This window comes from Kineococcus lubricus, from assembly GCF_050871965.1.
Lineage (GTDB): Bacteria > Actinomycetota > Actinomycetes > Actinomycetales > Kineococcaceae > Kineococcus.
In genome coordinates this window covers 253,103-274,545 of record NZ_JBJLSK010000002.1, presented here as the reverse complement: position 1 = coordinate 274,545, position 21,443 = coordinate 253,103, and the positions used below count along the sequence as shown (strand labels likewise).

The window sequence follows — 21,443 nt, the reverse complement described above, 5'->3', positions numbered from 1 at the left end:
CCCCCCCCGCCCCCCCCCCCCCGGCGCCCGCCCCCCCCCCCCCCCCGCCCCCGCCCCCGCCCCGCCGCCCCCCAACGATCCGTCCCCCGACCGCTCGCCCACAGGGTTTTCCACACTGTCCACAGGCGGGCTGTGGATCAGCGGCGGCGCACCACCAGCCAGACGGCGAGGGCCGTCACCGTAACGATCGCGCCGACGAGGACGGCGGTCTGCTGCGTCGGCGTCCCCGGCGCGCTGGCGGAGACGTCGTGCACCTTCTGCTGGGCGCCGGCCTTGAGGTCGTCGGCCTTGGCCTGGGCCTGCGCCTTGACGTCGGCCTTCGCCGCGAGGGCGTCGGCGGTGTTCGCCAGCCGGGCGCGCGTCTCCTCGATGTCGCGCTGGAGCTCCTCGCGGTCCGTGGGGGTGCTCTGGCTCATCGGTGGAAACCTTCCTTGACGGTCTGGACGTCCTGCTTGAGGCCGTCGACGGCGGCCTGCGGCACCGGCGGCGTGGCCTGCTGGACCTCCTTCTTGCCCATCAGCGCCAGGACCCCCGCGACCGCGAACAGCACGACCGCCACGATGACCGCGGCCAGCCACGCCGGCACGGCCGCCGACAGGGCGACGATCGCGGCCGCCACCAGGGCACCGACCCCGAAGAACGCCAGCAGGCCCGCCCCGGAGAACATCCCGATCCCCACGCCGGCCTTCTTGCCCTTGGCGGCGAGGTCCATCTTCGCGAGCTGCACCTCGTCGCGCACCAGGTGCGAGACCTGCTCGGTGAGCTGCCCCAGCAGCTGGCCGACGGTCTCGTCCGACCGGGCGGGACCGGCCGTGGAGCCGGCCACGGGACCGGGCCCGTGGGTGACGCTCAGGTCGTCGGTCCGGGTGCCGGACCCCGTGGTGGGTTGACTCATGCCCGGGTGGTACCCACTGCGCGCGCCGACCAATCAGCCCATGTGCGGGTACAGGTGCGTCGTCGGCCCCACGAACGTCTCCTTGACCGCGCGCGGGCTCGTCCAGCGCTGGAGGTTCAGGATCGAGCCGGCCTTGTCGTTGGTGCCCGAGGCCCGCGACCCCCCGAAAGGCTGCTGGCCGACGACGGCGCCGGTGGGCTTGTCGTTGACGTAGAAGTTCCCCGCCGCGAACCGCAGCGCCTCCGACGCCTGCACGACCGCGGCCCGGTCGGTCGCGACGACCGCACCGGTGAGGCCGTACGCGGAACCGGAGTCGACGGTGCGCAGCACGTCCGCCCACGCCCCGGGACGGGTGTCGTCGTAGACGTGGACGGCCAGCAGCGGCCCGAAGTACTCCTCGCCGAACGCGGCGTCGGTGGGGTCGTCGCCCAGGACGACGGTCGGGCGCACGAAGTAGCCCTCGGAGTCGTCGTAGGTGCCGCCGGCCGCGATCGTCAGCCCGTCGGTGGCCTTGGCCCGCTCGATCGCGGCGACGTTCTTCGCGTAGCTGCGGGCGTCGATGACGGCGCCGCCGAAGTTCGACAGGTCGCTCACGTCGCCGTACGTCAGGGAGTCGACGGTGGCGAGGAACTCCTCCCCCACCACGTCCCACACCGACTTCGGCACGAACGCGCGCGAGGCCGCGGAGCACTTCTGCCCCTGGTACTCGAACGCCCCCAGGACCAGGGCGTTCTTCAGGACCTGCGGGTCGGCCGAGGGGTGCGCGACGACGAAGTCCTTGCCGCCGGTCTCCCCCACCAGCCGCGGGTACGTCCGGTAGGTCCCGATGTTCTCCCCGACGGTCCGCCACAGGTGCTGGAACGTCGCGGTGGACCCGGTGAAGTGGATCCCCGCCAGGTGCGGGTCGGCGAGCAGGACGTCGGAGACGTCCCGGCCGTCCCCGGTCAGCAGGTTCACCACGCCCGGCGGCAGCCCGGCGGCCTCCAGCAGCTTCAGGGTGTGCCAGGCCGCGAGGGTCTGCGTGGGTGAGGGTTTCCACACGACGGTGTTCCCCATGAGCGCCGGGGCCGTCGGGAGGTTCCCCGCGATGGCGGTGAAGTTGAACGGCGTGATCGCGTAGACGAAACCCTCCAGCGGGCGGTGGTCCAGGCGGTTCCACACCCCCGGGCTCGACACCGGCTGCTCCTCCAGGAGCCGGCGGCCGAACGCGACGTTCCAGCGCCAGAAGTCGACGAGCTCGCACGGGGCGTCGATCTCGGCCTGCTGCGCCGTCTTCGACTGGCCCAGCATCGTCGCGGCGGCGATCCTCTCCCGCCACGGCCCGGCCAGCAGGTCCGCGGCGCGCAGGAACACCGCGGCACGGTCGTCGTAGTCCATCGCGGCCCAGTCGTGGCGGGCCGCGAGCGCGGCGTCGACGGCGGCGCGGGCCTGGTCCCCCGTCGCCGTCCCGAACGTGCCGAGGACGGCGGCGTGCCGGTGCGGCTGGACGACGTCGACGCGCTCGCCGGCGCCGAAGACGGGTTCCCCGGCGATGGTCTGGGTCAGTTCGACGGGGTTCGCGGCGTGCTCGGCGAGGGCGGCGGTGAGCCGTTCGCGCTCGGGGGTCCCGGGGGCGTAGGTGTGGACGGGTTCGTTGCGGGGCGCGGGGACGTCCGTGACGGATTGCACTGGGGTTCCTCCTGGGCGGGCGGTCAGCCGGCGACGAGCGAGCGGGCGAAGAACGCGAGGTTGGCGGGGCGTTCGGCGAGGCGGCGGGAGAAGTACCCGTACCAGTCGGTGCCGTAGGGGACGTAGACGCGCACCGCGTGCTGCCGGGCCAGGCGCTGCTGCTCGGGGGCGCGGATGCCGTAGAGCATCTGGAACTCGGCCGACCCGGCGGGCCTGCCCTTGAGCAGTTCCTCGGCGAGGTTCACCAGGCGCAGGTCGTGGGTGGCGATCATCGGGTAGGCGCCGCCGTCCAGGAGGGTCCGCAGGCAGCGGACGTACGCCTTGTCGACGTCGGCCTTGGCGGGGTACGCGACCTCGGGGGGCTCGTTGTAGGCGCCCTTGACGAGCCGGACGCGCGAGCCGGGGTGCGCGAGGTCGCGAGCGTCGCCCTCGGTGCGGCGCAGCATGGCCTGCAGGACGCAGCCGGTGCGGGGGAAGTCCGCGCGCAGCGCGCGCACGGTCTCCAGGGTGTCCTCGACGCGGGTGTGGTCCTCCATGTCGACGGTGACGTCGACGCCGGCGGCGTGCGCCCGCTCGACGAGGGTGCGGGCGCGCTCGGTGGCGCGGCGCGGGCCGTCCGGGCCCAGGCCCTGACCGAGCGCGGACAGCTTGATCGAGATCTCGTTGCCCGCGGTGAGGCCCTCGCCGCTGAGGCGGTCGAGCAGTTCGGAGTACCCGGCGACGGTGTCGTCGGCCTGCTCGGGGGTGGTGACGTCCTCGCCGAGGCGGTCGAGGGAGACGGCGATGCCGCCGCGGGTGAGGTCGCGCACGGCGCGGGTGGCGGCCTCGACGTCGTCACCGGCGATGAAGCGGGCGACGACGGGACGGCTGAGGGTGCTGCCGGTGACGAGCCGGCGGACCCCGCTGTTGCCGGCGACACCGAGGAGGAGTTGTCCGAACACACCTCGACGCTAGGCGCGTCGGCGTCGCGGGGCCACCGACACCCGTCACGGATCGGGGGCACCGGGTCATCCAGGTGGATGATCGGCGGGTGAACGCCACCGACCAGGTGCAGGACCTCGTCGACACCGTCGCCGAGCTGACGGGCGCGCCCGCGACGCTGGAGGACCGCGACCTGCTGCTCGTGGCCTCCTCCGGCCACGACGACGACGTGATCGACGAGGTGCGGCGGCGGTCCATCCTGCGGCGGCGCTCGGACCCGCTCGTGCAGGAGCTGTTCGCCGGGTTCGGCATCGCCCGCGCCACCGGGCCGCTGCGCGTCCCGGGGGACCCGGCGACCGGTCGGCTGGCGCGGTGGTGCCTGCCGGTGCGCTGGCGCGCGGTGACGTACGGGTACCTGTGGCTGCTGGACCCGCACGGCCGCGTGCGGGCCGAGCACCTCGACCGCGTCCACGACGCCCTCGACCTGCTCGCCGCGCACCTGGCGACGCGGGCCCGCACCGCGGACCGCACGACGTGGGCCGTCGGGGAGCTGCTGTCCCCCGACGCGGGGTCGCGCGCGCGAGCCGTGGAGGAGCTGCGGCGCGACGGGCTGCTGACCGCGACGGTGACGGTGGTCGCGCTGGCCGCGGCCGACGGCGGCCCCACCGGCGCCGTCAACGGGTGGCTGCTGCCCCGGGCCGTCCTGACCGCCGGGGTCGGGCACCGGGCCGCGCTCGTCGTCCCGGCCCCGCTGGTGGGGGCCGACATCGCCGCGAGGGCGGCGGCGGCGCTGCTGCCGCAGCACCCGGCGGGGGTGGCGGCGGGGGTCTCGGGGGCGGTGCCGGCGACGTCGGCGCACACCGGCTGGCAGCAGGCCGACGCCGCCCTGCGCTCCGGCGGGGCGGGGGTGCGGGAGTGGGAGCGGCTGGGCGTGTGGCGGCTGCACGCCCTCGGGGAGCCGTCCGCGCTGACCGCGGTGGTGGTGGACGAGCGCGCGCGGGCGCTGCTGGACGACCCCGCCCTGGCCGACCTCGTCGAGACCGTCCGCACCTACCTGGACCTGGCCGGGTCGGCGCAGCGGACCGCGCAGGCGCTGTCGATCCACCGGCAGACGCTGTACCACCGGCTGCGCCGCGTCCGCGAGGTCACCGGGTACGACCTGGACGACGGGCGCGACCGGCTCGCGCTGCACCTGGCGCTGCTGCTGGGGGGCGGGGAGTCGTCCGAACGGTGATCGGGGCCGCGACCGACGGGTGATGGGACCGCCGCCCCCGTCGGGCAGGGTCGACGCCATGACGCAGCGACGCACCCCGCAGCAGAAGGCCACCTCGTCGCAGGAGCTCACGACGTGGCTCGCCCTGGCGGTGGCGATGCTGGCCATCTCGATGCCGCAGTGGATCCAGGCCCTCAGCGGGGAGAAACCCCTCGGGTACCTGCCCGCCGCCGGCTTCACCGTCGCCGCGGTCCTGTTCGCGGTGCGGGCCCGCCGGTGCGCCCGACGGCGCTCCGGGCGCTGACCCCTACACGTTCACCGGCTCCGGCGCGGGCGCCGGCCGCGGCGCCCGCAGCCGTTCCAGCGGCAGGAACGCCGCCCAGCACACCACCGTCGGCAGGAAGTGGATGCCGAGGGTGAGGTACGTCGAGAGGTGGAACAGCAGCGCGGCGCCGACCGCGCACGCCAGCCACCGGCCCCGCAGCCACAGCGCGACGGGGGCCAGGAACTCGCACACGAGCACGACCCACTGCACGGCGACGAGGAACGCGGGGAACCGCCCGACCCAGTCGCCGAGGCCCGAGCCGCGGCGCGTGACGGCCCACACGGTGACGGCGCCGTTCGCCCAGTCCCACGGCGTCCCCGAGCGGACCCACTTGCTGACCGCGGACCCGGCGTACGTGGCGACGGTGGCGATCTGGACGCAGCGCAGCGCCCACCCGGCCCGGCGCGAGGGCGTCGGGTCGTCGAAGTCGGCGCGCCCGGCGGTCAGCAGCACGACCATCGCGACGACGATCGCCATGTGGTCGTGGGCGACGTAGCCGAACCCCATCGACCACAGCGTCCAGGACAGGTAGCCCAGGGAGCTGAGCCAGCCGGCGAGGTACCGGGTGCGGCGGGGCAGCGCCAGGACGATCCCGAGGACCATCGCGGCCACCGCCAGCGACGCGGTGAGGGTCGTCGGCGGCGGCAGGTGCAGGACGCGGCCCAGCAGGGTCGGGCGCCAGAACGCCCCCACGTGGACGTGGGAGAAGACGTGCTTCGTGAGGAACAGCGCGTCGAGGAGGGCGAAGCAGGCCAGCAGCAGCCGCAGCCACGCGACGCGGGCGCGGGGCAGCGCGGGCACCAGGAACCCCGCGAGCCGGTTCACGAGGCGCTCCCGGTGGCGGTCCAGGTCGCGAGGACGCGGACGTCGGTGGGGCCGACGAGGCGCGCGTCGCGCAGCCGGCGCTCGCTGCGCACCAGCCGCAGCTCGCGCAGCGGCGCGGCGTCGGGGTGCAGCGCCGCGCGGGAGCGGGCCAGGTCCCCGAGCAGGCCGGGATGGGCGATGATCCGCTGCCCCTGCCCCTCGACCTCCGCGCGGGACAGCCCGACCCCGGCGGGGGTGAGGGGGACCTGGACCACCTCGCCGTCGACGGTGGTGCCCTCCAGGGAGGTGGTGACGACGCTGCCGTCCGCGGGCCGCGGTGTCGCGTACTGCGACAGGGAGCCGAGCGGGAACCAGTCGTTGGTGTCGACCAGCTGACCGCCGAGCAGCACCGCCAGACCGGCGCCCACCGCGCCGACGCGCCAGGCGACGGACCCCCTCGACAGTTCCCCGGCCCCGGTGGTGCTCACAGGCAGTGATTGTGCTGCACGGGGGGTTCTCACCGGGGGAGAACCGCGCAGGGGCGGGGTCAGGTGAGGCGCACCGCCACGACGGCGACGTCGTCCTCGGGGCGCGGCGGCAGCAGCTCGTCCAGCAGCGCGTCGCACAGGTCCTCCAGGCCCAGGTCGGCGCGCCGGGTGACGGCGTCCAGCAGCCGCGCCGTCCCCACGTCCAGGCTCTGGTCGCGCCGTTCGACGAGGCCGTCGGTGTGGAAGAGGACGGTGTCGCCGCTGCGCAGCAGCAGTTCCCCGTCGTGCCGGTCCGTGCCCGGGTCGATGCCCAGCAGCAGGTCGGGCCCGTCCCGGCCGTCGGCGACGACGAGCGGGACGGCCACGCCGCCGCGGCGCAGCATCACCGGGGCGGGGTGCCCGGCGCTGGAGAACTCCAGGCGCACCCCGTCGGGCTGCGGTTCGAGGCGGCCCACCAGCGCGGTCGCCATCGTCGGCAGCCCCAGGCCGGCCATCGCCGCGTCGAGCCGGCCCAGCAGGCCGGCCGGGCCGTCGGGCGCGGCGAAGGAGATGCCGCGCAGCAGGTTGCGCAGCTGCCCCATGGCCGCCGCGGCCCCGATGTCGTGGCCGACGACATCGCCGATGACGAGCATCGTGGACCCGTCGGGCTGGTGGAACGCGTCGTACCAGTCGCCGCCGACTTGCGCGGCCTGCGCGGCGGGGCGGTACCGGACGGCGGTCTGCCAGTGCGGGGACTGGGCGGGGGCGGTGAGCAGGTCGCGCTGCAGCCCCTCGGCGATCCTCTGCTGCTGGCCGTAGAGGCGGGCGTTGTCCAGGGCCAGCGCGGCGCGCTCGGCGACGCCGGAGGCGGTGGCGAGGTCCTCGGGGTCGAAGGGCCGGCGGCCGTGGTCGCGGGCGAGGGTGACCAGGCCCACCGTGCGGCCGCGCGCCCGCAGCGGCAGCACCGTGACGAACTCGGGGTCGAGCTCGCCGATCTCGCGGGCGGCGGGGCCGTCGACGAGGAGGTCGCGGATGGCGTCGACCGCCGGGACCGGCAGGATCACGGGCCGGCCGGTCCGCACCGCCTGGAGGATGAACGGCGGGCCGTCGGGGTTGCGCTCGACGACGGCCCGCATCCGGTGCGAGCGGTAGCTCTCCAGGAGGTCCTGCCGCGCGGGGTCGGCGTGCTGGCAGCCGACGTCGCGCAGCGTGCCGTGGTCGTCGATCACCGAGACGATGCACCAGTCGCCCAGGACGGGGACGAGGATCCCGGCCAGCCGGGCGACGGCCGTCTCGGCGTCCAGCGTCCCGGACAGGTGGGCACCGACGGCGGCCAGCACCTGGACCTGGGTGGTGGCGCGCTGGGCGGCCTCCTCGGCGGCGCGGCGCGCGCCGCTGGGCAGCAGCAGGACGCTGGTGCCCTCGCCGTCGGGCCAGGCGCGCAGCTCGCACCACAGGGCGAGCGGTTCGGGGTGCAGCAGCTCCACCGTCTCGGCGCGGCCGGTGCGCTCGACGGCCTGCAGGACCCGGTCGGTGTCGGACCCGGCGGCCAGGGAGAAGACGTCCCCCCAGGGACGGCCCAGGAGCTCGGCGCGCGGGCGGCCGGCGAGCCGTTCGGCCTCGGCGTTGAGGGTGCGCAGCAGGCCGTCGTGGTCGAGCGCGTAGTAGGCGGCGGGCAGGGACTCCAGCGCGCTGGCCACGTCGACGCGGTGGTCGCGACCGGCGTCGTGGGCGACGCCGGTCAGGCGGACCGGCCGGCCGCCGTCGAGCAGGACGCGGCCGCGCACCCCGAGCCAGGCGGGCACGCCGTCGCGGCGCCGCACCCGCAGTTCCACGTGGAACGACCCGCCGTCCTCGACGGCCCGGGTCACCGCGTCGCGGAACCGGCGCAGGTCCTCGGGGGTCAGGAGGTCGGCCAGGCGGTCGGCGAACCCCGTCGCGGTGGTGTCCGGCGGGTGGCCCAGGAGGGCGGCGAGCCGTTCGTCGGCGGTCAGCCGGCCGGTGCGCAGGTCGTAGTCGAACAGGGCCACGTCGGCGGCCTGGAGGGCGAGGTCGAGCCGGACGCGGTCGGTCTCCGGCGTCGGGACGGGCTCGAGCACGCGGCCCGCACCTCCTCCTCGTCCGTCGGTCACTGCCTCGCACCCCCTCAGATCACCCGAGGGTATCCGCGGGCCCACCGGCGGTCACCCGCTCAGCCGGCCGGTGCGGCCAGCGCCCCCTCCAGCCGCCGCAGAAGGTCCAGCAGCCGCCGGCGGTCGTCGGGGTCCAGGACGGCGAACGCGGCGGCCGCCGACTCCCGCGAGCGCCGGTGCAGCTCGTCGAGGACGGCGCGGCCGGCGGGGGTCAGGTCCAGGAGGGTGGAGCGGCGGTTGTCGGGGTCGGGGGTGCGGCGCAGCAGACCGGCCTGCTCGAGGGGGTCGGCGAGGTCGGTCAGGGAGCGGGGGGCGATGTGCAGGTGCTCGGCGACGGCGCCCATGCGCGGCGGGTCGTCGCAGCGGCCGACGACGCGCAGGACGCGGCCCTGGGCGGGGGTGACGCCGAGGTCGTGGAGGTCGCCGTGGCTGCGCCGGCGCAGTCGCCACTGCACCGAGCGCAGGGTCTCGAGGAGTTCGCCGTCCAGGTCGTCCACGACGACACCCTACCGTCGTTGAGGTAACCTCACCGTGAGGTAGCCACAACGACCAGGAGGTGCCGGTGCGGGGAGACCCCGGACGCGACCCGTTCCGGCTGGGCCGGGTCGACCCGGCCGAGCCCGACCGCCCCCGGCGCGGCGAGGTGCAGCGCGTCCTGCACCTGTTCCGCCCGCACGTGCCGACGCTGGCCGTCGTCGCGGCGCTCATCGCCCTGTCGGCCGTCGCCGGCGTCGCCTCCCCGTTCCTGCTGCGCGAGATCGTCGACGTCGCCCTCCCCGAGCGCGACCTGACCCTGCTGGCGTGGCTGGCGGCCGGGCTCATCGGGATCGCCGCCGTGGGCACCGTCCTCGACGTCGTGCAGGGGCTGCTGACCACCCGCGTCGGGCAGGCCGTCATGCACGGGCTGCGGACGGCGCTGTACGCGCACCTGCAGCGCATGTCGCTGGGCTTCTTCGCCCGCACCCGCACCGGTGAGGTCCAGTCGCGCATCGCCAACGACATCGGCGCCATGCAGACGGTCGTCACCAGCACCGGCGCCGACCTGGTGCAGAACCTCGCGACCGTCGTGGTCACCGCGGTGGCGATGCTGGCGCTGGACTGGCGGCTGGCGCTGTTCTCCTTCTGCGTCCTGCCGCTGTCGGTGTGGCTGAACCGGCGCGTGGGCCGGCTGCGGCGGCGCATCACCGCCCAGCGGCAGCGGCAGCTGGCGGAGATGTCGGCGACGGTCGAGGAGACCCTGTCGATCTCGGGGATCCTGCTGACCCGCACCACCGGCCGGACCCCCGAGGTCGTCGAGCGGTTCACCGGGCAGTCCGACGACGTGGCCCGCCTGGAGGTCGGCTCGGAGATGGCCGGGCGCTGGCAGTGGTCGCTCATCACCCTGACCATGGCGGCGGTCCCGGCGCTGACGTACCTGCTCGGCGGCTGGATCCGCGGGACCGGGACGGCCCTGAGCATCGGCACCCTCGTCGCGCTCGTCACCCTCCAGGGGCAGCTGTTCCGGCCGCTGGGCGCGCTGCTGCGGATCGTGGTGCGCCTGCACGCCTCGATGGCCCTGTTCACCCGCGTCTTCGAGTACCTCGACACCCCGCCCGAGGTCGTCGAGCGCCCCGGCGCGCGGGAGCTGCCGGACCCGCGCGGCCACGTCGAGTTCCGCGACGTGTCCTTCGGCTACCCCGGGGCGGACGGGCCGACCGTGACGGGCGTGTCCCTGGACGTGCCCGCGGGGACCTCGCTGGCGGTCGTCGGGGCGACCGGCTCGGGCAAGACGACCTTGGGGTACCTGCTGTCGCGGCTGTACGACGTGGACTCCGGGGCGGTGACGATCGACGGGGTCGACGTCCGCGACCTCACGGCGCGCTCGCTGTCGGACGCGGTCGGGGTCGTCACCCAGGAGACGTTCCTGCTGCACGCCTCCGTGGCGGACAACCTGCGCTTCGCCCGGCCCGGCGCGAGCGACGAGGACCTGCGCCGCGCGGCGCGGATCGCCCAGATCGACGACGCCCTCAGCGCGCTGCCGCAGGGCTACGACACCGTCGTCGGCGAGCGCGGGTACCGGTTCTCCGGCGGGGAGAAGCAGCGGATCGCGCTGGCCCGCACGGTGCTGCGCGACCCGGCGGTGCTGCTGCTGGACGAGGCGACCTCGGCGCTGGACACCCGGACCGAGCGGGCGATGGCCGACGCGCTGGCGCAGCTGTCCAGCGGCCGCACGACCATCACCATCGCCCACCGGCTCTCGACGGTGCGCCACGCCGACCAGATCGCGGTCCTGGAGCACGGGCGGGTCGTCGAGCGCGGCAGCCACGACGAGCTGCTCGCCGCGGGCGGGCGGTACGCCGCGCTGGTGGCCGCGGACGAGGCCCGCGCGGAGCTGCCGGGGTAGCCCGGGACCCCCTCAGGCGGGGCGCGCGGAGGCCACCATCGCGCGGACCTGGGCGAGGATGTCGTCGAGGTCGTCGACGGGGATGCCCATCGAGGCCGAGTTCCACAGGCCGTCGCCGACGAGCTGGACGATGCGGGCCAGCCCGGGGTCCCCCACCTGCTCCTCGATGAGCCGGCGCCAGCCGTCGTTGGCCGCCACGTAGGCGGCGGTGGCGCGGGGGTCGTCCTCCTGCGCCAGCCGCAGCGTCGCGATGAGGACCGTGTAGAGCTGGTCGGGGACCGAGCCGGTGACGGCGAGCGGTTCGGTGGCGGAGGTGCGGACGTAGTACTCCGCCGGGCCCTCGGGCGCGGCCCGCATGAGGTCGGCGTCCTGCGCGGCGAGCTGGGCGAAGCGGCCCAGGAGCCCGTCGACGAGGGCGTCCTTGGACGCGAAGTGGTAGAGCAGCCCGCCCTTGGAGACGCCGGCGCGCGCCGCGACGGCCTCCAGCGTCGCCGACCGCGCCCCGGTGCTGACGACGAGCGCGGCGAAGGCGTCGACGAGGCGGTCGCGGGTGGCGCTGGGGGCCCTGGTCACGCGGGGAAGGCTAACCACTCGCCAACTGTACCGTCTGGACGGTACAGTCGTGGGGACGTTCAACCGAGGAACGAGACCCATGACCCTCCAGACCGCCCAGCCGGTCCCCACCCGCCCCACGTCCCGCCAGTGGGCCGCCCTGGCCGTGCTCGTGCTGCCAGTGCTGCTCATCTCCGTGGACATGACCGTCCTGAGCTTCGCGCTGCCCGCCATCAGCGAAGCCGTCTCCCCCACCGGCACCGAGCTGCTGTGGATCGTCGACGGCTACTCGCTGGCCATCGCCGGCCTGCTCGTCACGATGGGCACCCTCGGCGACCGCCACGGCCCGCGCCGGATGCTGCTCATCGGCTCCGCCGCCTTCGGCGTCGTGTCGCTGCTCGCCGCGTTCGCCGACACCGCCGAAGCCCTCATCGCCGCCCGCATCGCCCTCGGCGTCGCCGGGGCCACCCTCATGCCGTCCACGCTGTCGCTGCTGCGCAGCACCTTCAGCGATCGCGAGCAGCGCCGCACCGCCTTCGCCGTGTGGGCCGGCGGGTTCGCCGCCGGTGGCGCGCTCGGGCCCATCGTCGGCGGCTGGCTGCTGGAGCACTTCTGGTGGGGCTCGGTCTTCCTGCTCAACGTCCCCTTCATGGTCGCGCTGCTGGTCCTGGCCCCGATCGTGGTGCGCGAGCACCGCTCCGACGGCACGCACGGACGCCTCGACGTCCCCAGCGTCGTCGTGTCGATCCTCGCGCTGACCTCGCTGGTCTACGGCGTCAAGACCCTCGCCGAGCACGGCCCCGCCCTCGCGCCCGTCACCACGTCCCTGCTCGGCCTGGCGCTCGCGGTGGTCTTCGTCCGCCGGCAGTTGCGCCTGGACGACCCGCTGCTGGACGTGGACCTGTTCCGGCTGCCGGTCTTCCGGTCCTCCGTCATCGCCAACCTCATGAGCGTCTGCGGCATGACGGGGATGCTGTTCGCCGTCTCCCAGTACCTCCAGCTCGTCCTGGGCCTGCGCCCGCTGCACGCCGGGCTGCTGCTGCTGCCCGGGGCGGTCGCGACGTTCGTCGCCGGGCTCGTCGCGGCCCGGCTGGCGCGCCGGCTGCGGCTGGACGCGCTGATCGCGACCGGGCTGCTGCTGGGCACCGCCGGGTACGTGGTCATGGCGCTGCTGCGGCCCGGCGCCGGGGACGGCGCCGCCGTGCAGCTGGCCGTCGCGTTCGTCGTGCTGTGCACCGGCGCGGGCCTGGCCGAGACCCTGACCAACGACGCCATCCTGTCCGCGGCGCCCGCGGGCCGCGCCGGGGCCGCCTCGGCGATCTCCGAGACGGCCTACGAGGTGGGCGCGGTGCTCGGCACGACCGTCCTGGGCAGCGTGCTCAACGCCGTCTACCGCCGCGAGGTCGACGTCCCCGCCGGGGCGGAGGCCGCCCGGGAGACCCTCGGCGCCGCCGTGGAGCTGTCCGCGGCGCGGCCCGACGGCGCCGCGCTGCTGGCCTCGGCCCGTGAGGCGTTCACCCACGGCCTCGACACGACCGCCGTCGCGGGGGCCGCCCTCACCGCGGCCGCCGCGCTGCTGGTGTGGCGCTCGCTGCGCCCGGCGTCCCGGGGAGGGTCCCGGGGCGCGTCCCGGGAGGTGGACCTGACCCGCGGGGCCTAGCGTCGAGGAGGTCGAGAGGAGAACGACCGTGCCCAAGACCTCGAAGGCCGGGAAGCCGGTCCAGGACGAGCTGCCCAGCACCCTGCGCCGCTCGGACCGCAAGGCCCAGGCGACGTTCGCGAAGGCGCACGACTCCGCGCAGGACCAGTACGACGACGCCGAGCGCGCCAACCGGGTCGCCTGGGGGGCCGTCAAGCACACCCACGAGAAGGTGGGCGACCACTGGCAGCCCAAGGAGGGTGGCCGCAAGGGCCCCTCGGACCCGCAGTCGGAGGGGTCGGTGGACACCCACCGCCGCTCCTCGGGCGGGGTGGACGAGCACGCCACCAAGGACCACCTGCTCCAGGTCGCCCGCGAGCTGGACGTGCGCGGCCGGTCGCGGATGACCAAGGCCGAGCTCGTCGAGGCGATCCGGAAGGCCAACGACCGCGCCACCCGCCGCTCGCGCGGCTGAGCGGACCGGTCAGTGCGGCAGCAGCGGCCGGGCGCACCGGCGGTGGGCGGCCTCGACCTCATCGCGCTGGCGCTCGGCGCGGTCGGCCAGGGCCCGCACCCCGGTGCTCCAGTCGGCCGGCTCGGCGGCGACCAGGTCCCCCAGCAGCCGGGCCGCGACGGCGCGCCGGTGCAGCCCGCCCAGCACGTCCTCCAGCACCAGCAGGGCCTCGACGACGGCCTCCCGCGCGGGGTGCGCGGCGGGCAGCGCCCCGGCCACCCGGTCCACGACCGGCAGCCGGTGCAGCAGCGGCGTGACGCGGCCGGCGTGCGCGGTCAGCCAGCTCACCCCCACGACGGCCCAGTCGGTGCTCGCGCCGAGGCGGCGCATGGCGCTCTTGAGCGCGGCGCGGTCGGCGCCGACCTCGCGGCGCACGCGCAGCAGGGTCGTGCGCTCGGCCACGAGCACCTCCATCGCGGCGGCGCGCCGCAGCTGCTCGCCCAGGCCCGTGGCGGCCGCGAGCTGCTCGTTGAGGTAGGCGCGCAGCACGGGGTCGGCCGCGGGCACCCGGGGCCCGCGGCCGGGCAGCCGACCGGAGATCAGAGCGGGGACCGACACCACAGGAGGACGCTAACCCCATGGAGTTCCTGCGCGCGCTGCCGGTGCTGCCGGTGCACGACCTCGACGCCGAGGTCGGGTTCTACGAGGCCCTGTCGTTCCACGTGCAGCACCGGGAGGACGGGTTCGCGGCCCTCGAGCGCGACCGCGTCCTGTTCGGCCTGCGCGCGGTGGACGTGACGGTGCCGCCGCCGGGCCTGTCCTGGCAGCTGGAGGTGGACGACGTCGCCGGGGTCCTGGCGGCCGCGCTGGCCGCCGGGGTCGTCGTCCGGGAGGCCCCGCGGCAGCAGCCGTCGGGCGACTGGACGCTGCGGCTGGCGACACCGGCCGGGTACGAGCTGGTCGTGGAGGGGCAGTCCTCGGGGTCGACGGTGCTGGACCTGCGGGCCGTCGCGCTGTCGCTGCCCGAGGTGGTCGAGCTCGTCGAGGAGGGCCGCACGACGTTCCGGCGCATCGGCGGGGAGTGGATCGCCCGGTTCACCGGGACCCGCGCCGAGGTCCGCACCGACGGGGTCACCGCGGTGGACCTGGAGACGGTGGGGCGCGACCACCTGGAGGAGCTGCTGCGGTCGGCGTGGGAGGAGAACAGCCCGCCGCCGGCGGACGACGTGGGGCTCCTGCGCACGGAGTGACAGGTGTGACGATGGGTGACCGGCCAGGGCCCACCGGTCTCGTCGTTCCGGTGGAACGCCCCCGCTAGGTCACGTAGCGTGTTCACTCGGTCACACAATCGCAGCACGGTGGGGGAACACATGGACGGCGCGCACGGCGGCATGCTCATGACCGAGGGACCCGGGGTCGACACCACCGTCACCCTCATGCCCACGGCCTCCCCCGGCACCGGCACCTGGCACACCGCGACCGTCCGCTCCTGGACCGCCGGCGCCGCCGGGCTCGTCGTCACCAGCCACGTCGCCGCCGACCCCACCACCGTCCAGGCCCTCGACGGCCAGCGCGTCTGGGTCAGCACCGACGCCGGCGACGGCTCCGCCGTCACCCCGCACGCCGTCTTCCAGGCCGTCGCCCAGGCCCACCGCGACGACGAGCTCGCCCTCACCGGCGTCATGCTCCTGGCCGCCGAGACCCGCCGCGGCGCCGTCCGCGCCCCCGCCTCGCTGCCCGCCCACCTGACCATGGCCGAAGGCGTCGCCGACGTGCGCACCGTCGACTACTCCCGCACCGGGATGCGCGTCGAAGGCGCCCAGGACATGCCCGCCCACGCCGACGTCGAGGTCGCCCTCGAACTCGGCGACGGCCTCGAGGTCCACGCCCGCGGGGAGGTCCTGCGCGTCGACGAGACCTCCGGCGAGGCCGTGGTCCGGTTCGTCGAGCTCGACGAGGACGCCGCCGCGGCCCTCGAACGCAGCGTGCTCACCGAGCTGGCCCGGCAGAACCACGGCTGACCTCCCGACCGCGCGGCCGGGGGTCGGGATCGTTGGCCCCTCGCTGCCGATGACCGGGAGCGAGGGGCCAACGATCCCCACCCGTGGGACCTGCTACCCCTGCGACTCCGGCTGCTGCGCCCACCACGCCCGCAGCTCCCGCTCGGCCTCCTCCGGCCCCAGCGGGCCGCGGTCCATCCGCAGCGCCAGCAGGTGCTGGTAGGCGCGGCCCACCACCCGCGACGGCCCGATCCCCAGCAGCTGCATGATCGCGTTGCCGTCCAGGTCGGGACGGATCGCGTCCAGCTCCTCCTGCTCGCGCAGCGCCGCGATGCGCGCCTCGAGGTGGTCGTAGGCGTCCGACAGCCGCTTCGCCTTGCGGGCGTTGCGGGTCGTGCAGTCGCTGCGGGTGAGCTGGTGCAACCGCGACAGCAGCGGCCCGGCGTCCGTGACGTACCGGCGCACCGCCGAGTCGGTCCACTCCCCGTCGCCGTAGCCGTGGAAGCGCAGGTGCAGCTCCGTCAGCCGCGCCACGGCCTTGATCGTGTCGTTGTCGAAGCGCAGCGCCTTCAGCCGCTTCGCCACCATCTTCGCGCCGACGACCTCGTGGTGGTGGAAGCTCACCCCTCCGCCGTCCTCGAACCGGCGCGTGCGGGGCTTGCCGATGTCGTGCAGCAGCGCGGCCAGCCGCAGCAGCAGGTCCGGGCCGTCGGTCTCCAGGTCCATCGCCTGCTGCAGCACCGTCAGGGAGTGCTCGTAGACGTCCTTGTGCCGGTGGTGCTCGTCGATCTCCAGCTGCAGGGCCGGCAGCTCCGGCAGGACGTGCGCCGCCAGTCCCGTCTCCACGAGGATCCGCAGCCCCGCGACCGGGTCGGCGGCCACCAGCGTCTTCTCCAGCTCCACCCGGACCCGCTCGGCCGACACGATCGCGATGCGGTCGGCCATCGCCGTCATCGCCCGCGTGACCTCCGGGGCGACCCGCAGCCGCAGCTGCGCCGCGAACCGGGCCGCCCGCATCATCCGCAGCGGGTCGTCGGAGAACGACTGCTCCGGCGTCCCCGGGGTGCGCAGGACCCCCGCGGCCAGGTCGGTCAGCCCGTCGTGCGGGTCGGCGAAGTCCAGCGACGGCAGCCGCAGGGCCATCGCGTTGACGGTGAAGTCGCGCCGGGACAGGTCCCCCACGAGGTCGTCGCCGTAGGACACCTCCGGCTTGCGCGAGTCCGGGTCGTAGCTCTCGGAGCGGTACGTCGTGACCTCGACGACCACGTCCCGCTTGCGCGCGCCGATCGTCCCGAAGTCGCGGCCCACCTCCCAGTGGGTGTCCCCCCACGCCTTCAGCAGCGCGACGGTGTCGTCCGGGCGGGCGTTCGTCGTGAAGTCCAGGTCGGAGGAGCGGCGGCCGAGGAAGGCGTCGCGCACCGGCCCGCCCACCAGCGACAGCTCGAACCCGGCGGCCTCGAAGACGCGGCCGAGGTCCACCAGCAGCGCCATCACGGGCTCCAGGGCGCTGACCGCCCTGCCCCGGGCCTCCTCCAGCGCCCGTTCCAGGACGGCGGCCGGTTCGGCGGGGACGGGCTCGCGGGACTCCTCGGGCAGCACGGGGTCCAAGCCTGCCATGAGTCGGGGGGTGCGCTGGCTACAGTGAGCCGATGGTCAAGCCTGCCCGGGAGCCGCGCCGCCGGCTGCCCACCGTGCAGGAGACGTCCTCGGGTGGGCTCGTCGTCGACCTGTCCACCGGGGTCCCCCGCGCCGCGGTCATCTGCCGCCTCAACCGCGCCGGTCGCGCCGAGTGGTGCCTGCCCAAGGGGCACCTGGAGGGCGAGGAGACCCTCGAGGAGGCCGCCGTGCGCGAGATCGAGGAGGAGACCGGGATCCGCGGCGAGATCGTCGAGAACCTCGGCAGCATCGACTACTGGTTCTCCGCCGACGGCCGGCGCATCCACAAGGTCGTGCACCTGTTTTTGCTCAAGGCCGTCGGCGGGACGCTGACCATCGAGAACGACCCCGACGCCGAGGCCGTCGACGTCGAGTGGATCGCCTTCAGCGAGCTCGACGAGCGACTGGCCTTCCCCAACGAGCGGCGGGCGGCGACGGCGGCGACCCTGCGCCTGGGCGAACTGGCGTGAGGGCCCGCACCGACGGGCCGGACCTGAGCCGTCGGGGCCTGCTGGCGGGCCTGGCCGCCGGGACGGTCGTCCTCACCCCCGGGACCGCCGCCGCCGCCACCCCGGCGTCCACCACGGCGTCCACCGCGGTTCCACGTGGAACCACCGACGCGCTGCCGCTGCGGGTCGTGCTGCTCGACGTCACCCCCTCGGCCTACTCCGCCGACGACCCGGCGCGGTCCACGATCGTCGTGCGCGCCCGGGTGGAGCACCGCGGCACCGGCGCGCTGACGTCCGTGACCGCCCGGCTGGTGGCGCAGCGCTCGCCGTCGGTGGCCCGCTCGGCGCTGGACCAGTGGGCCCGCGCCTCCGAGCGCGCCTCCATCACCCGGTCCTCGGCGAGCTCGGACGACGTCGTCGTCGGGACCGGCGACCTGTCCCCCGGCGCCTCCGCCGAGGTCGAGCTGACCCTGCCCGCCGCCTCCCTCGGGTCCGGCGTCGGGGCGCACCTGGCCGCCGTCGAGGTCTCCGACGACTCCGGCCGCACCGGGATCGCCCGCACCTTCCTCGTCTCGGCCCCCACCGGGGTCGCCGTCACCCCGACCCCGCTGACCCTGCTGCTGCCGCTGGTCACCGGCCGCGACGGCTCGGCCACCGGCCTGGCCCGCGCCGTGACCGAACGGCTCGGGCCCCTGGTGGCCGGCAGCTCCGACCCCCGGGTGGCGTGGGCGCTGGACCCGGCCCTGACCCTGCCCCCCGTCGCGGCCGGGGACGCCGGGGACGCCGCGCCCGCCACCCCCGACCCCACCGCCTCGAGCACCCCGCAGCCCAGCGACGAGGAGGCCCGGACCCTCACCGACTGGCTCCAGGAGCTGTCCACCGCCGCCGCGGGCCGCGACGTCCTCGCCCTGCCCTACGGGGACCCCGACCTCGCCGCGCTCGACCGCGCCCCCGCCGGCACCGACCTGCTCACCCGCGCCACCGACGCCGCCCGCGGCGCCCTCGACGCGCTGCCCGGCGCCACCGTCCGCACCGACGTCGCCTGGCCCGCCGACCAGGCCGCCGACGAGGACCTGCTCGCCTTCTGCGTGTCCGGCGGGGCGTCCGCTGTCGTCCTCGACGACACCTGCCTGCCGCCGGACGGGGACCTGACCTACACCCCGGCCGCCCGCGCCCGCGTCGACCTGCTCGACACCTCCGTCGAGGCCGTCGTCGCCGACCGCACCCTGTCCTCCGTCCTGGCCGACGCCGCCGACCCCGACCAGGTCGCCCTCGTCCGGCAGCGGCTCGTCGCCGAGGCCGCCACCACCACCCTGCAACGGCCGGGCACCGCCCGCGGGCAGCTCGTCGTGGCCCCCCGCAGCTTCGCCCCCACCGCCGAGGCGCTGTCCGGGCTCGTCGCCGCCGTCGAGGCGTCCGGCTGGGCGACGTGGAGCTCCCTGTCGGACCTGCTCGCCACCCCTGTCCCCGACGTTCCCCGCGCCGCCCCGGCCGTCCCCGCCGCGAGCTCCCGGGCGACCCTGCCCACCAGCCACGTCAGCGCCGTGGACCGCGAGCTCGTCGCCGTCGACGACTTCACCAGCGCCCTGCCCCCGGCCGCCGCCGGCGCCGGGCCGCTGCTCCAGCAGCGGGCCGCGCTGCTGCTGCTCGGGGTGTCCTGGCGCGGGCACACCGGGCAGCTGCCCACCGCGCGCGAGGAGCTCGCCGCCGCCGTCACCACCCTCACCGCCGGCGTCGGCGTCGTCGCCGGCAGCGTGCGCAACCTCGCCGCCGAGCGCAGCGAACTGCCCGTCACCGTCGTCAACGAGCTCGACGTGCCCGTGCAGGTCGACCTCGTGCTCAAACCCCGCACCCCCCGGGTGCAGCTGGAGGCCGTGCCCCGGCAGACCGTCGCGGCCCGCAGCCAGCAGCGCGTCGCCGTCCCGGTGCGGGCCCTGGCCAACGGGTCCGTCGTCGTCGAGGCGCAGCTGCGGACCCCCGCCGGCAGCAGCATCGGCTCACCGGTGGAGATCCGGCTCAACGTGCGGGCGGACGTGGAGAACTGGATCGGCGGGGTCGTCGGCGGCGGCGCCGCGGGCCTGCTGGTCCTCGGCCTGGTCCGCGCCGTCCGCAAGGGGCGCCGGCGCGTCGACGACGCCGCGCACGCCCGGCTCGACCCCCGGCCCGAACGCGCCGGGTCAGCGGCGGACCCCGGGCAGCCGGCGCAGTAGCGGGCCGACGAGGTCGTCGAGCTCGCGCACCCGCATGAGCCGGCACAGGCCGAGGAAGACGACGAGGACGAGCACCCCGCCGACGAGGACGACGGCCAGGTTCACGACCTGGGAGTCCACCGGGCCCACCAGTCGCGTCCCCGCGAACGCCAGCGCGCCGGTGACCACCGCGATGATCCCGACCCGCACCGCGGTGCGCAGCACCAGGTAGCCGCCGAGCCCCCGTCCGTCCTGGGCCCGCAGGTGGCGGCGCAGCAGCACCAGCCCGACCGTGCAGGCGACGACGTTGGCGACGGTCATGGTCACGCCGATGCCCACGACGGTCCACTCCGCGGGCACCGCGAGCCAGCAGACCAGGTTGCCCGCGGCGGTGATCACCGCGTTCACCAGCGCGACCCAGAACGGCGTCCGCGCGTCCTCGTAGGCGTAGAACACGCGGCTGACCAGGTAGTTCACGCTGAACGGGACGAGCCCGAGCGACATCGCGACGAGGACCTGGCCCACGGGCCGGCCGTCCTCGAACATCGCGGCCCCGATCCACGGGCCGAGGGCGAGGAAACCCGCCGTCGCCAGCGCACCCGCGGCGGTGACCGTCCGCGCCCCGGTGGAGAAGTCGCGCCGGACGGCGGCCGTGTTCCCGGCGGCGGCCGCGGAGCTGAGCCGGGTGAACAGCGCCGTCACCAGCGAGACCGCCACCAGCGAGTGCGGGAGCATGAACAGCAGGTAGGCGTACGTGTAGGAGGCACCGGTCGCCCCGGGGACCCCTCGGTCGGCGAGTTCCTGACCGGCCCGGCTGGCGGTGTTGGTCGTGAAGAAGAACACCGCCTGCCCCACCACGACCGCCGCGAACGTCCACCCGGCGACGCGACCGGCGCTGCGCAGCCCGATGCCGCGGAACCCCCAGCGCGGCCGGTAGCGGAACCCGGCCCGGCGCAGGGGCCAGAACAGCACGAGCGCCTGGGCGACGATGCCCAGCGTGGCGGTCCCGGCCAGCAGCGCGATCATCCACGGCTGCCAGCCGTTCGTGTCGAGGTCCTTGGCGTCCGGGACGAGCAGCATGAAGACGGCCAGCCCGGCGATCGCGACGACGTTGTTGAGCACGGGCGCCCACATGAACGGCCCGAAGCTGCCCTTGGCGTTGAGCACCTGCCCCAGCACCGTGTACAGCCCGTAGAAGAACACCTGCGGCAGGCACCAGAAGGCCATGGCCGTGGCCAGCGCGCGCCAGTCGTCGGACCACGTCGAGGCGTAGGCGCGGACGATGAGCGGTGCCGCCAGCGTCACCAGGACGGTGGCGCCGGCCATGATCACCAGGGCGAGGGTGATGAGCCGGTCGACGTACTCCTTGCCGCCGTCCGGCATCTTCAGCGCCCGGACGATCTGCGGGACCAGGACGGCGTTGAGCACCCCGCCGGCCAGCAGCATGTAGAAGACGTTCGGGGCCTTGTTGGCGATGTCGAACGTCTGGGCGCCGACCTGGGTCACCGCGCCGATCGCGGCGCCCTGCACGACGCTGCGCGCGAACCCGAGCACGCGCGAGACCAGCGTGCCGCTGGCCATCAGCGCGCTGGACCGGGCCAGGGATGCCTTGGACTCGTCCGGGACGGTCTGGTCGGGTGTCGCGCTCACGACGACGATGGTGGCCGATGCCTGCGCCGGACGGGTCATCGCGTCC

Annotated in this window: 21 protein-coding genes; 9 read left to right on the top strand and 12 right to left on the bottom strand. The window is 75.5% G+C overall.

Annotation, left to right across the window (positions count from 1 at the left end; genetic code table 11):
• Positions 1 to 137: 137 nt before the first annotated feature.
• From ACRYRX_RS02640 to ACRYRX_RS02625, 4 genes are read right to left on the bottom strand one after another with little or no spacing between them, the layout of a single operon-like run.
• On the bottom strand, positions 138 to 416 hold the full coding sequence (locus ACRYRX_RS02640) for a DUF3618 domain-containing protein (protein ID WP_432510241.1): 279 nt from the start codon (positions 414 to 416) through the stop codon (positions 138 to 140).
• Positions 413 to 895, bottom strand: coding sequence for a phage holin family protein (locus ACRYRX_RS02635; RefSeq protein WP_432510240.1), 483 nt, complete (start codon positions 893 to 895; stop codon positions 413 to 415). Before ACRYRX_RS02635 ends, ACRYRX_RS02640 begins: the two co-directional genes overlap by 4 nt.
• A 33-nt stretch (positions 896 to 928) precedes the next feature.
• On the bottom strand, positions 929 to 2,563 hold the full coding sequence (gene pruA, locus ACRYRX_RS02630; protein ID WP_432510239.1) for an L-glutamate gamma-semialdehyde dehydrogenase: 1,635 nt from the start codon (positions 2,561 to 2,563) through the stop codon (positions 929 to 931).
• Positions 2,564 to 2,586: 23 nt separating this feature from the next.
• Positions 2,587 to 3,504: a proline dehydrogenase family protein gene (locus tag ACRYRX_RS02625; RefSeq protein ID WP_432510238.1), complete on the bottom strand. Its 918-nt coding sequence runs from the start codon at positions 3,502 to 3,504 to the stop codon at positions 2,587 to 2,589.
• A gap of 89 nt (positions 3,505 to 3,593) precedes the next feature.
• Between ACRYRX_RS02625 and ACRYRX_RS02620 the strand changes: the two genes are divergently transcribed.
• Positions 3,594 to 4,718, top strand: coding sequence for a PucR family transcriptional regulator (locus tag ACRYRX_RS02620; RefSeq protein ID WP_432510237.1), 1,125 nt, complete (start codon positions 3,594 to 3,596; stop codon positions 4,716 to 4,718).
• A gap of 58 nt (positions 4,719 to 4,776) precedes the next feature.
• On the top strand, positions 4,777 to 5,001 hold the full coding sequence (locus ACRYRX_RS02615) for a hypothetical protein (protein ID WP_432510236.1): 225 nt from the start codon (positions 4,777 to 4,779) through the stop codon (positions 4,999 to 5,001).
• Positions 5,002 to 5,004: 3 nt separating this feature from the next.
• On the opposite strand, the gene ACRYRX_RS02610 is transcribed toward ACRYRX_RS02615, so the two are convergent.
• The 4 genes from ACRYRX_RS02610 to ACRYRX_RS02595 form a co-directional block, all read right to left on the bottom strand.
• Entirely contained in the window at positions 5,005 to 5,847 is an 843-nt protein-coding gene (locus tag ACRYRX_RS02610; RefSeq protein WP_432510235.1) for a hypothetical protein, read from the bottom strand.
• Positions 5,844 to 6,314 carry a hypothetical protein gene (locus tag ACRYRX_RS02605; protein WP_432510234.1) on the bottom strand — a complete coding sequence of 157 codons (471 nt, stop codon included), beginning with the start codon at positions 6,312 to 6,314 and terminating at the stop codon, positions 5,844 to 5,846. Before ACRYRX_RS02605 ends, ACRYRX_RS02610 begins: the two co-directional genes overlap by 4 nt.
• Positions 6,315 to 6,373: 59 nt before the next feature.
• Positions 6,374 to 8,392, bottom strand: coding sequence for a SpoIIE family protein phosphatase (locus ACRYRX_RS02600; protein WP_432510233.1), 2,019 nt, complete (start codon positions 8,390 to 8,392; stop codon positions 6,374 to 6,376).
• Between the two features lie 92 nt (positions 8,393 to 8,484).
• A complete protein-coding gene (locus ACRYRX_RS02595) occupies positions 8,485 to 8,922 on the bottom strand; it encodes a MarR family winged helix-turn-helix transcriptional regulator (RefSeq protein WP_432510232.1) in 438 nt (145 codons plus the stop codon).
• Positions 8,923 to 8,987: 65 nt separating this feature from the next.
• Here ACRYRX_RS02595 and ACRYRX_RS02590 point away from each other — a divergent pair, with 65 nt between their 5' ends.
• Positions 8,988 to 10,808, top strand: a complete 1,821-nt coding sequence (locus ACRYRX_RS02590; RefSeq protein WP_432510231.1) for an ABC transporter ATP-binding protein — start codon at positions 8,988 to 8,990, stop codon at positions 10,806 to 10,808.
• A 12-nt stretch (positions 10,809 to 10,820) separates the two neighbouring features.
• Here ACRYRX_RS02590 and ACRYRX_RS02585 read toward each other — a convergent pair whose 3' ends face one another.
• Positions 10,821 to 11,381, bottom strand: a complete 561-nt coding sequence (locus tag ACRYRX_RS02585; protein ID WP_432510230.1) for a TetR/AcrR family transcriptional regulator — start codon at positions 11,379 to 11,381, stop codon at positions 10,821 to 10,823.
• A gap of 79 nt (positions 11,382 to 11,460) precedes the next feature.
• On the opposite strand from ACRYRX_RS02585, the gene ACRYRX_RS02580 reads away from it, so the two are divergent.
• Together ACRYRX_RS02580 and ACRYRX_RS02575 are read left to right on the top strand one after the other, a co-directional pair.
• Complete coding sequence (locus tag ACRYRX_RS02580; RefSeq protein WP_432510229.1) at positions 11,461 to 13,020, top strand: MFS transporter; 1,560 nt, start codon at positions 11,461 to 11,463, stop codon at positions 13,018 to 13,020.
• Between the two features lie 28 nt (positions 13,021 to 13,048).
• Positions 13,049 to 13,474, top strand: a complete 426-nt coding sequence (locus tag ACRYRX_RS02575; protein WP_432510228.1) for a ChaB family protein — start codon at positions 13,049 to 13,051, stop codon at positions 13,472 to 13,474.
• Between the two features lie 9 nt (positions 13,475 to 13,483).
• On the opposite strand, the gene ACRYRX_RS02570 is transcribed toward ACRYRX_RS02575, so the two are convergent.
• Positions 13,484 to 14,071 carry a hypothetical protein gene (locus ACRYRX_RS02570; protein ID WP_432510227.1) on the bottom strand — a complete coding sequence of 196 codons (588 nt, stop codon included), beginning with the start codon at positions 14,069 to 14,071 and terminating at the stop codon, positions 13,484 to 13,486.
• 20 nt (positions 14,072 to 14,091) lie between these two features.
• On the opposite strand from ACRYRX_RS02570, the gene ACRYRX_RS02565 reads away from it, so the two are divergent.
• Together ACRYRX_RS02565 and ACRYRX_RS02560 are read left to right on the top strand one after the other, a co-directional pair.
• Positions 14,092 to 14,703 carry a VOC family protein gene (locus ACRYRX_RS02565; RefSeq protein WP_432510226.1) on the top strand — a complete coding sequence of 204 codons (612 nt, stop codon included), beginning with the start codon at positions 14,092 to 14,094 and terminating at the stop codon, positions 14,701 to 14,703.
• Positions 14,704 to 14,811: 108 nt separating this feature from the next.
• Positions 14,812 to 15,474 carry a PilZ domain-containing protein gene (locus ACRYRX_RS02560; protein WP_432510225.1) on the top strand — a complete coding sequence of 221 codons (663 nt, stop codon included), beginning with the start codon at positions 14,812 to 14,814 and terminating at the stop codon, positions 15,472 to 15,474.
• A gap of 93 nt (positions 15,475 to 15,567) precedes the next feature.
• Here ACRYRX_RS02560 and ACRYRX_RS02555 read toward each other — a convergent pair whose 3' ends face one another.
• A complete protein-coding gene (locus ACRYRX_RS02555) occupies positions 15,568 to 17,070 on the bottom strand; it encodes a CCA tRNA nucleotidyltransferase (protein ID WP_432510224.1) in 1,503 nt (500 codons plus the stop codon).
• A gap of 32 nt (positions 17,071 to 17,102) precedes the next feature.
• On the opposite strand from ACRYRX_RS02555, the gene ACRYRX_RS02550 reads away from it, so the two are divergent.
• Positions 17,103 to 17,579, top strand: coding sequence for an NUDIX hydrolase (locus ACRYRX_RS02550; RefSeq protein ID WP_432510223.1), 477 nt, complete (start codon positions 17,103 to 17,105; stop codon positions 17,577 to 17,579).
• Positions 17,576 to 19,768 carry a DUF6049 family protein gene (locus ACRYRX_RS02545; protein ID WP_432510222.1) on the top strand — a complete coding sequence of 731 codons (2,193 nt, stop codon included), beginning with the start codon at positions 17,576 to 17,578 and terminating at the stop codon, positions 19,766 to 19,768. The genes ACRYRX_RS02550 and ACRYRX_RS02545 overlap by 4 nt, the downstream gene beginning before the upstream one ends.
• On the opposite strand, the gene murJ is transcribed toward ACRYRX_RS02545, so the two are convergent.
• Positions 19,736 to 21,397 carry a murein biosynthesis integral membrane protein MurJ gene (gene murJ / locus ACRYRX_RS02540; RefSeq protein WP_432510221.1) on the bottom strand — a complete coding sequence of 554 codons (1,662 nt, stop codon included), beginning with the start codon at positions 21,395 to 21,397 and terminating at the stop codon, positions 19,736 to 19,738. The genes ACRYRX_RS02545 and murJ overlap by 33 nt on opposite strands.
• Positions 21,398 to 21,443: the final 46 nt, after the last annotated feature.

What these genes read in the sequence shown, in the direction of transcription:
- ACRYRX_RS02640 (WP_432510241.1), bottom strand. Translation starts at nt 416, where the DNA reads ATGAGCCAGAGCACCCCCACGGACCGCGAGGAGCTCCAGCGCGACATC.
- ACRYRX_RS02565 (WP_432510226.1), top strand. Translation starts at nt 14,092, where the DNA reads ATGGAGTTCCTGCGCGCGCTGCCGGTGCTGCCGGTGCACGACCTCGAC.
- ACRYRX_RS02555 (WP_432510224.1), bottom strand. Translation starts at nt 17,070, where the DNA reads ATGGCAGGCTTGGACCCCGTGCTGCCCGAGGAGTCCCGCGAGCCCGTC.
- ACRYRX_RS02615 (WP_432510236.1), top strand. Translation starts at nt 4,777, where the DNA reads ATGACGCAGCGACGCACCCCGCAGCAGAAGGCCACCTCGTCGCAGGAG.
- ACRYRX_RS02580 (WP_432510229.1), top strand. Translation starts at nt 11,461, where the DNA reads ATGACCCTCCAGACCGCCCAGCCGGTCCCCACCCGCCCCACGTCCCGC.
- ACRYRX_RS02550 (WP_432510223.1), top strand. Translation starts at nt 17,103, where the DNA reads ATGGTCAAGCCTGCCCGGGAGCCGCGCCGCCGGCTGCCCACCGTGCAG.
- ACRYRX_RS02635 (WP_432510240.1), bottom strand. Translation starts at nt 895, where the DNA reads ATGAGTCAACCCACCACGGGGTCCGGCACCCGGACCGACGACCTGAGC.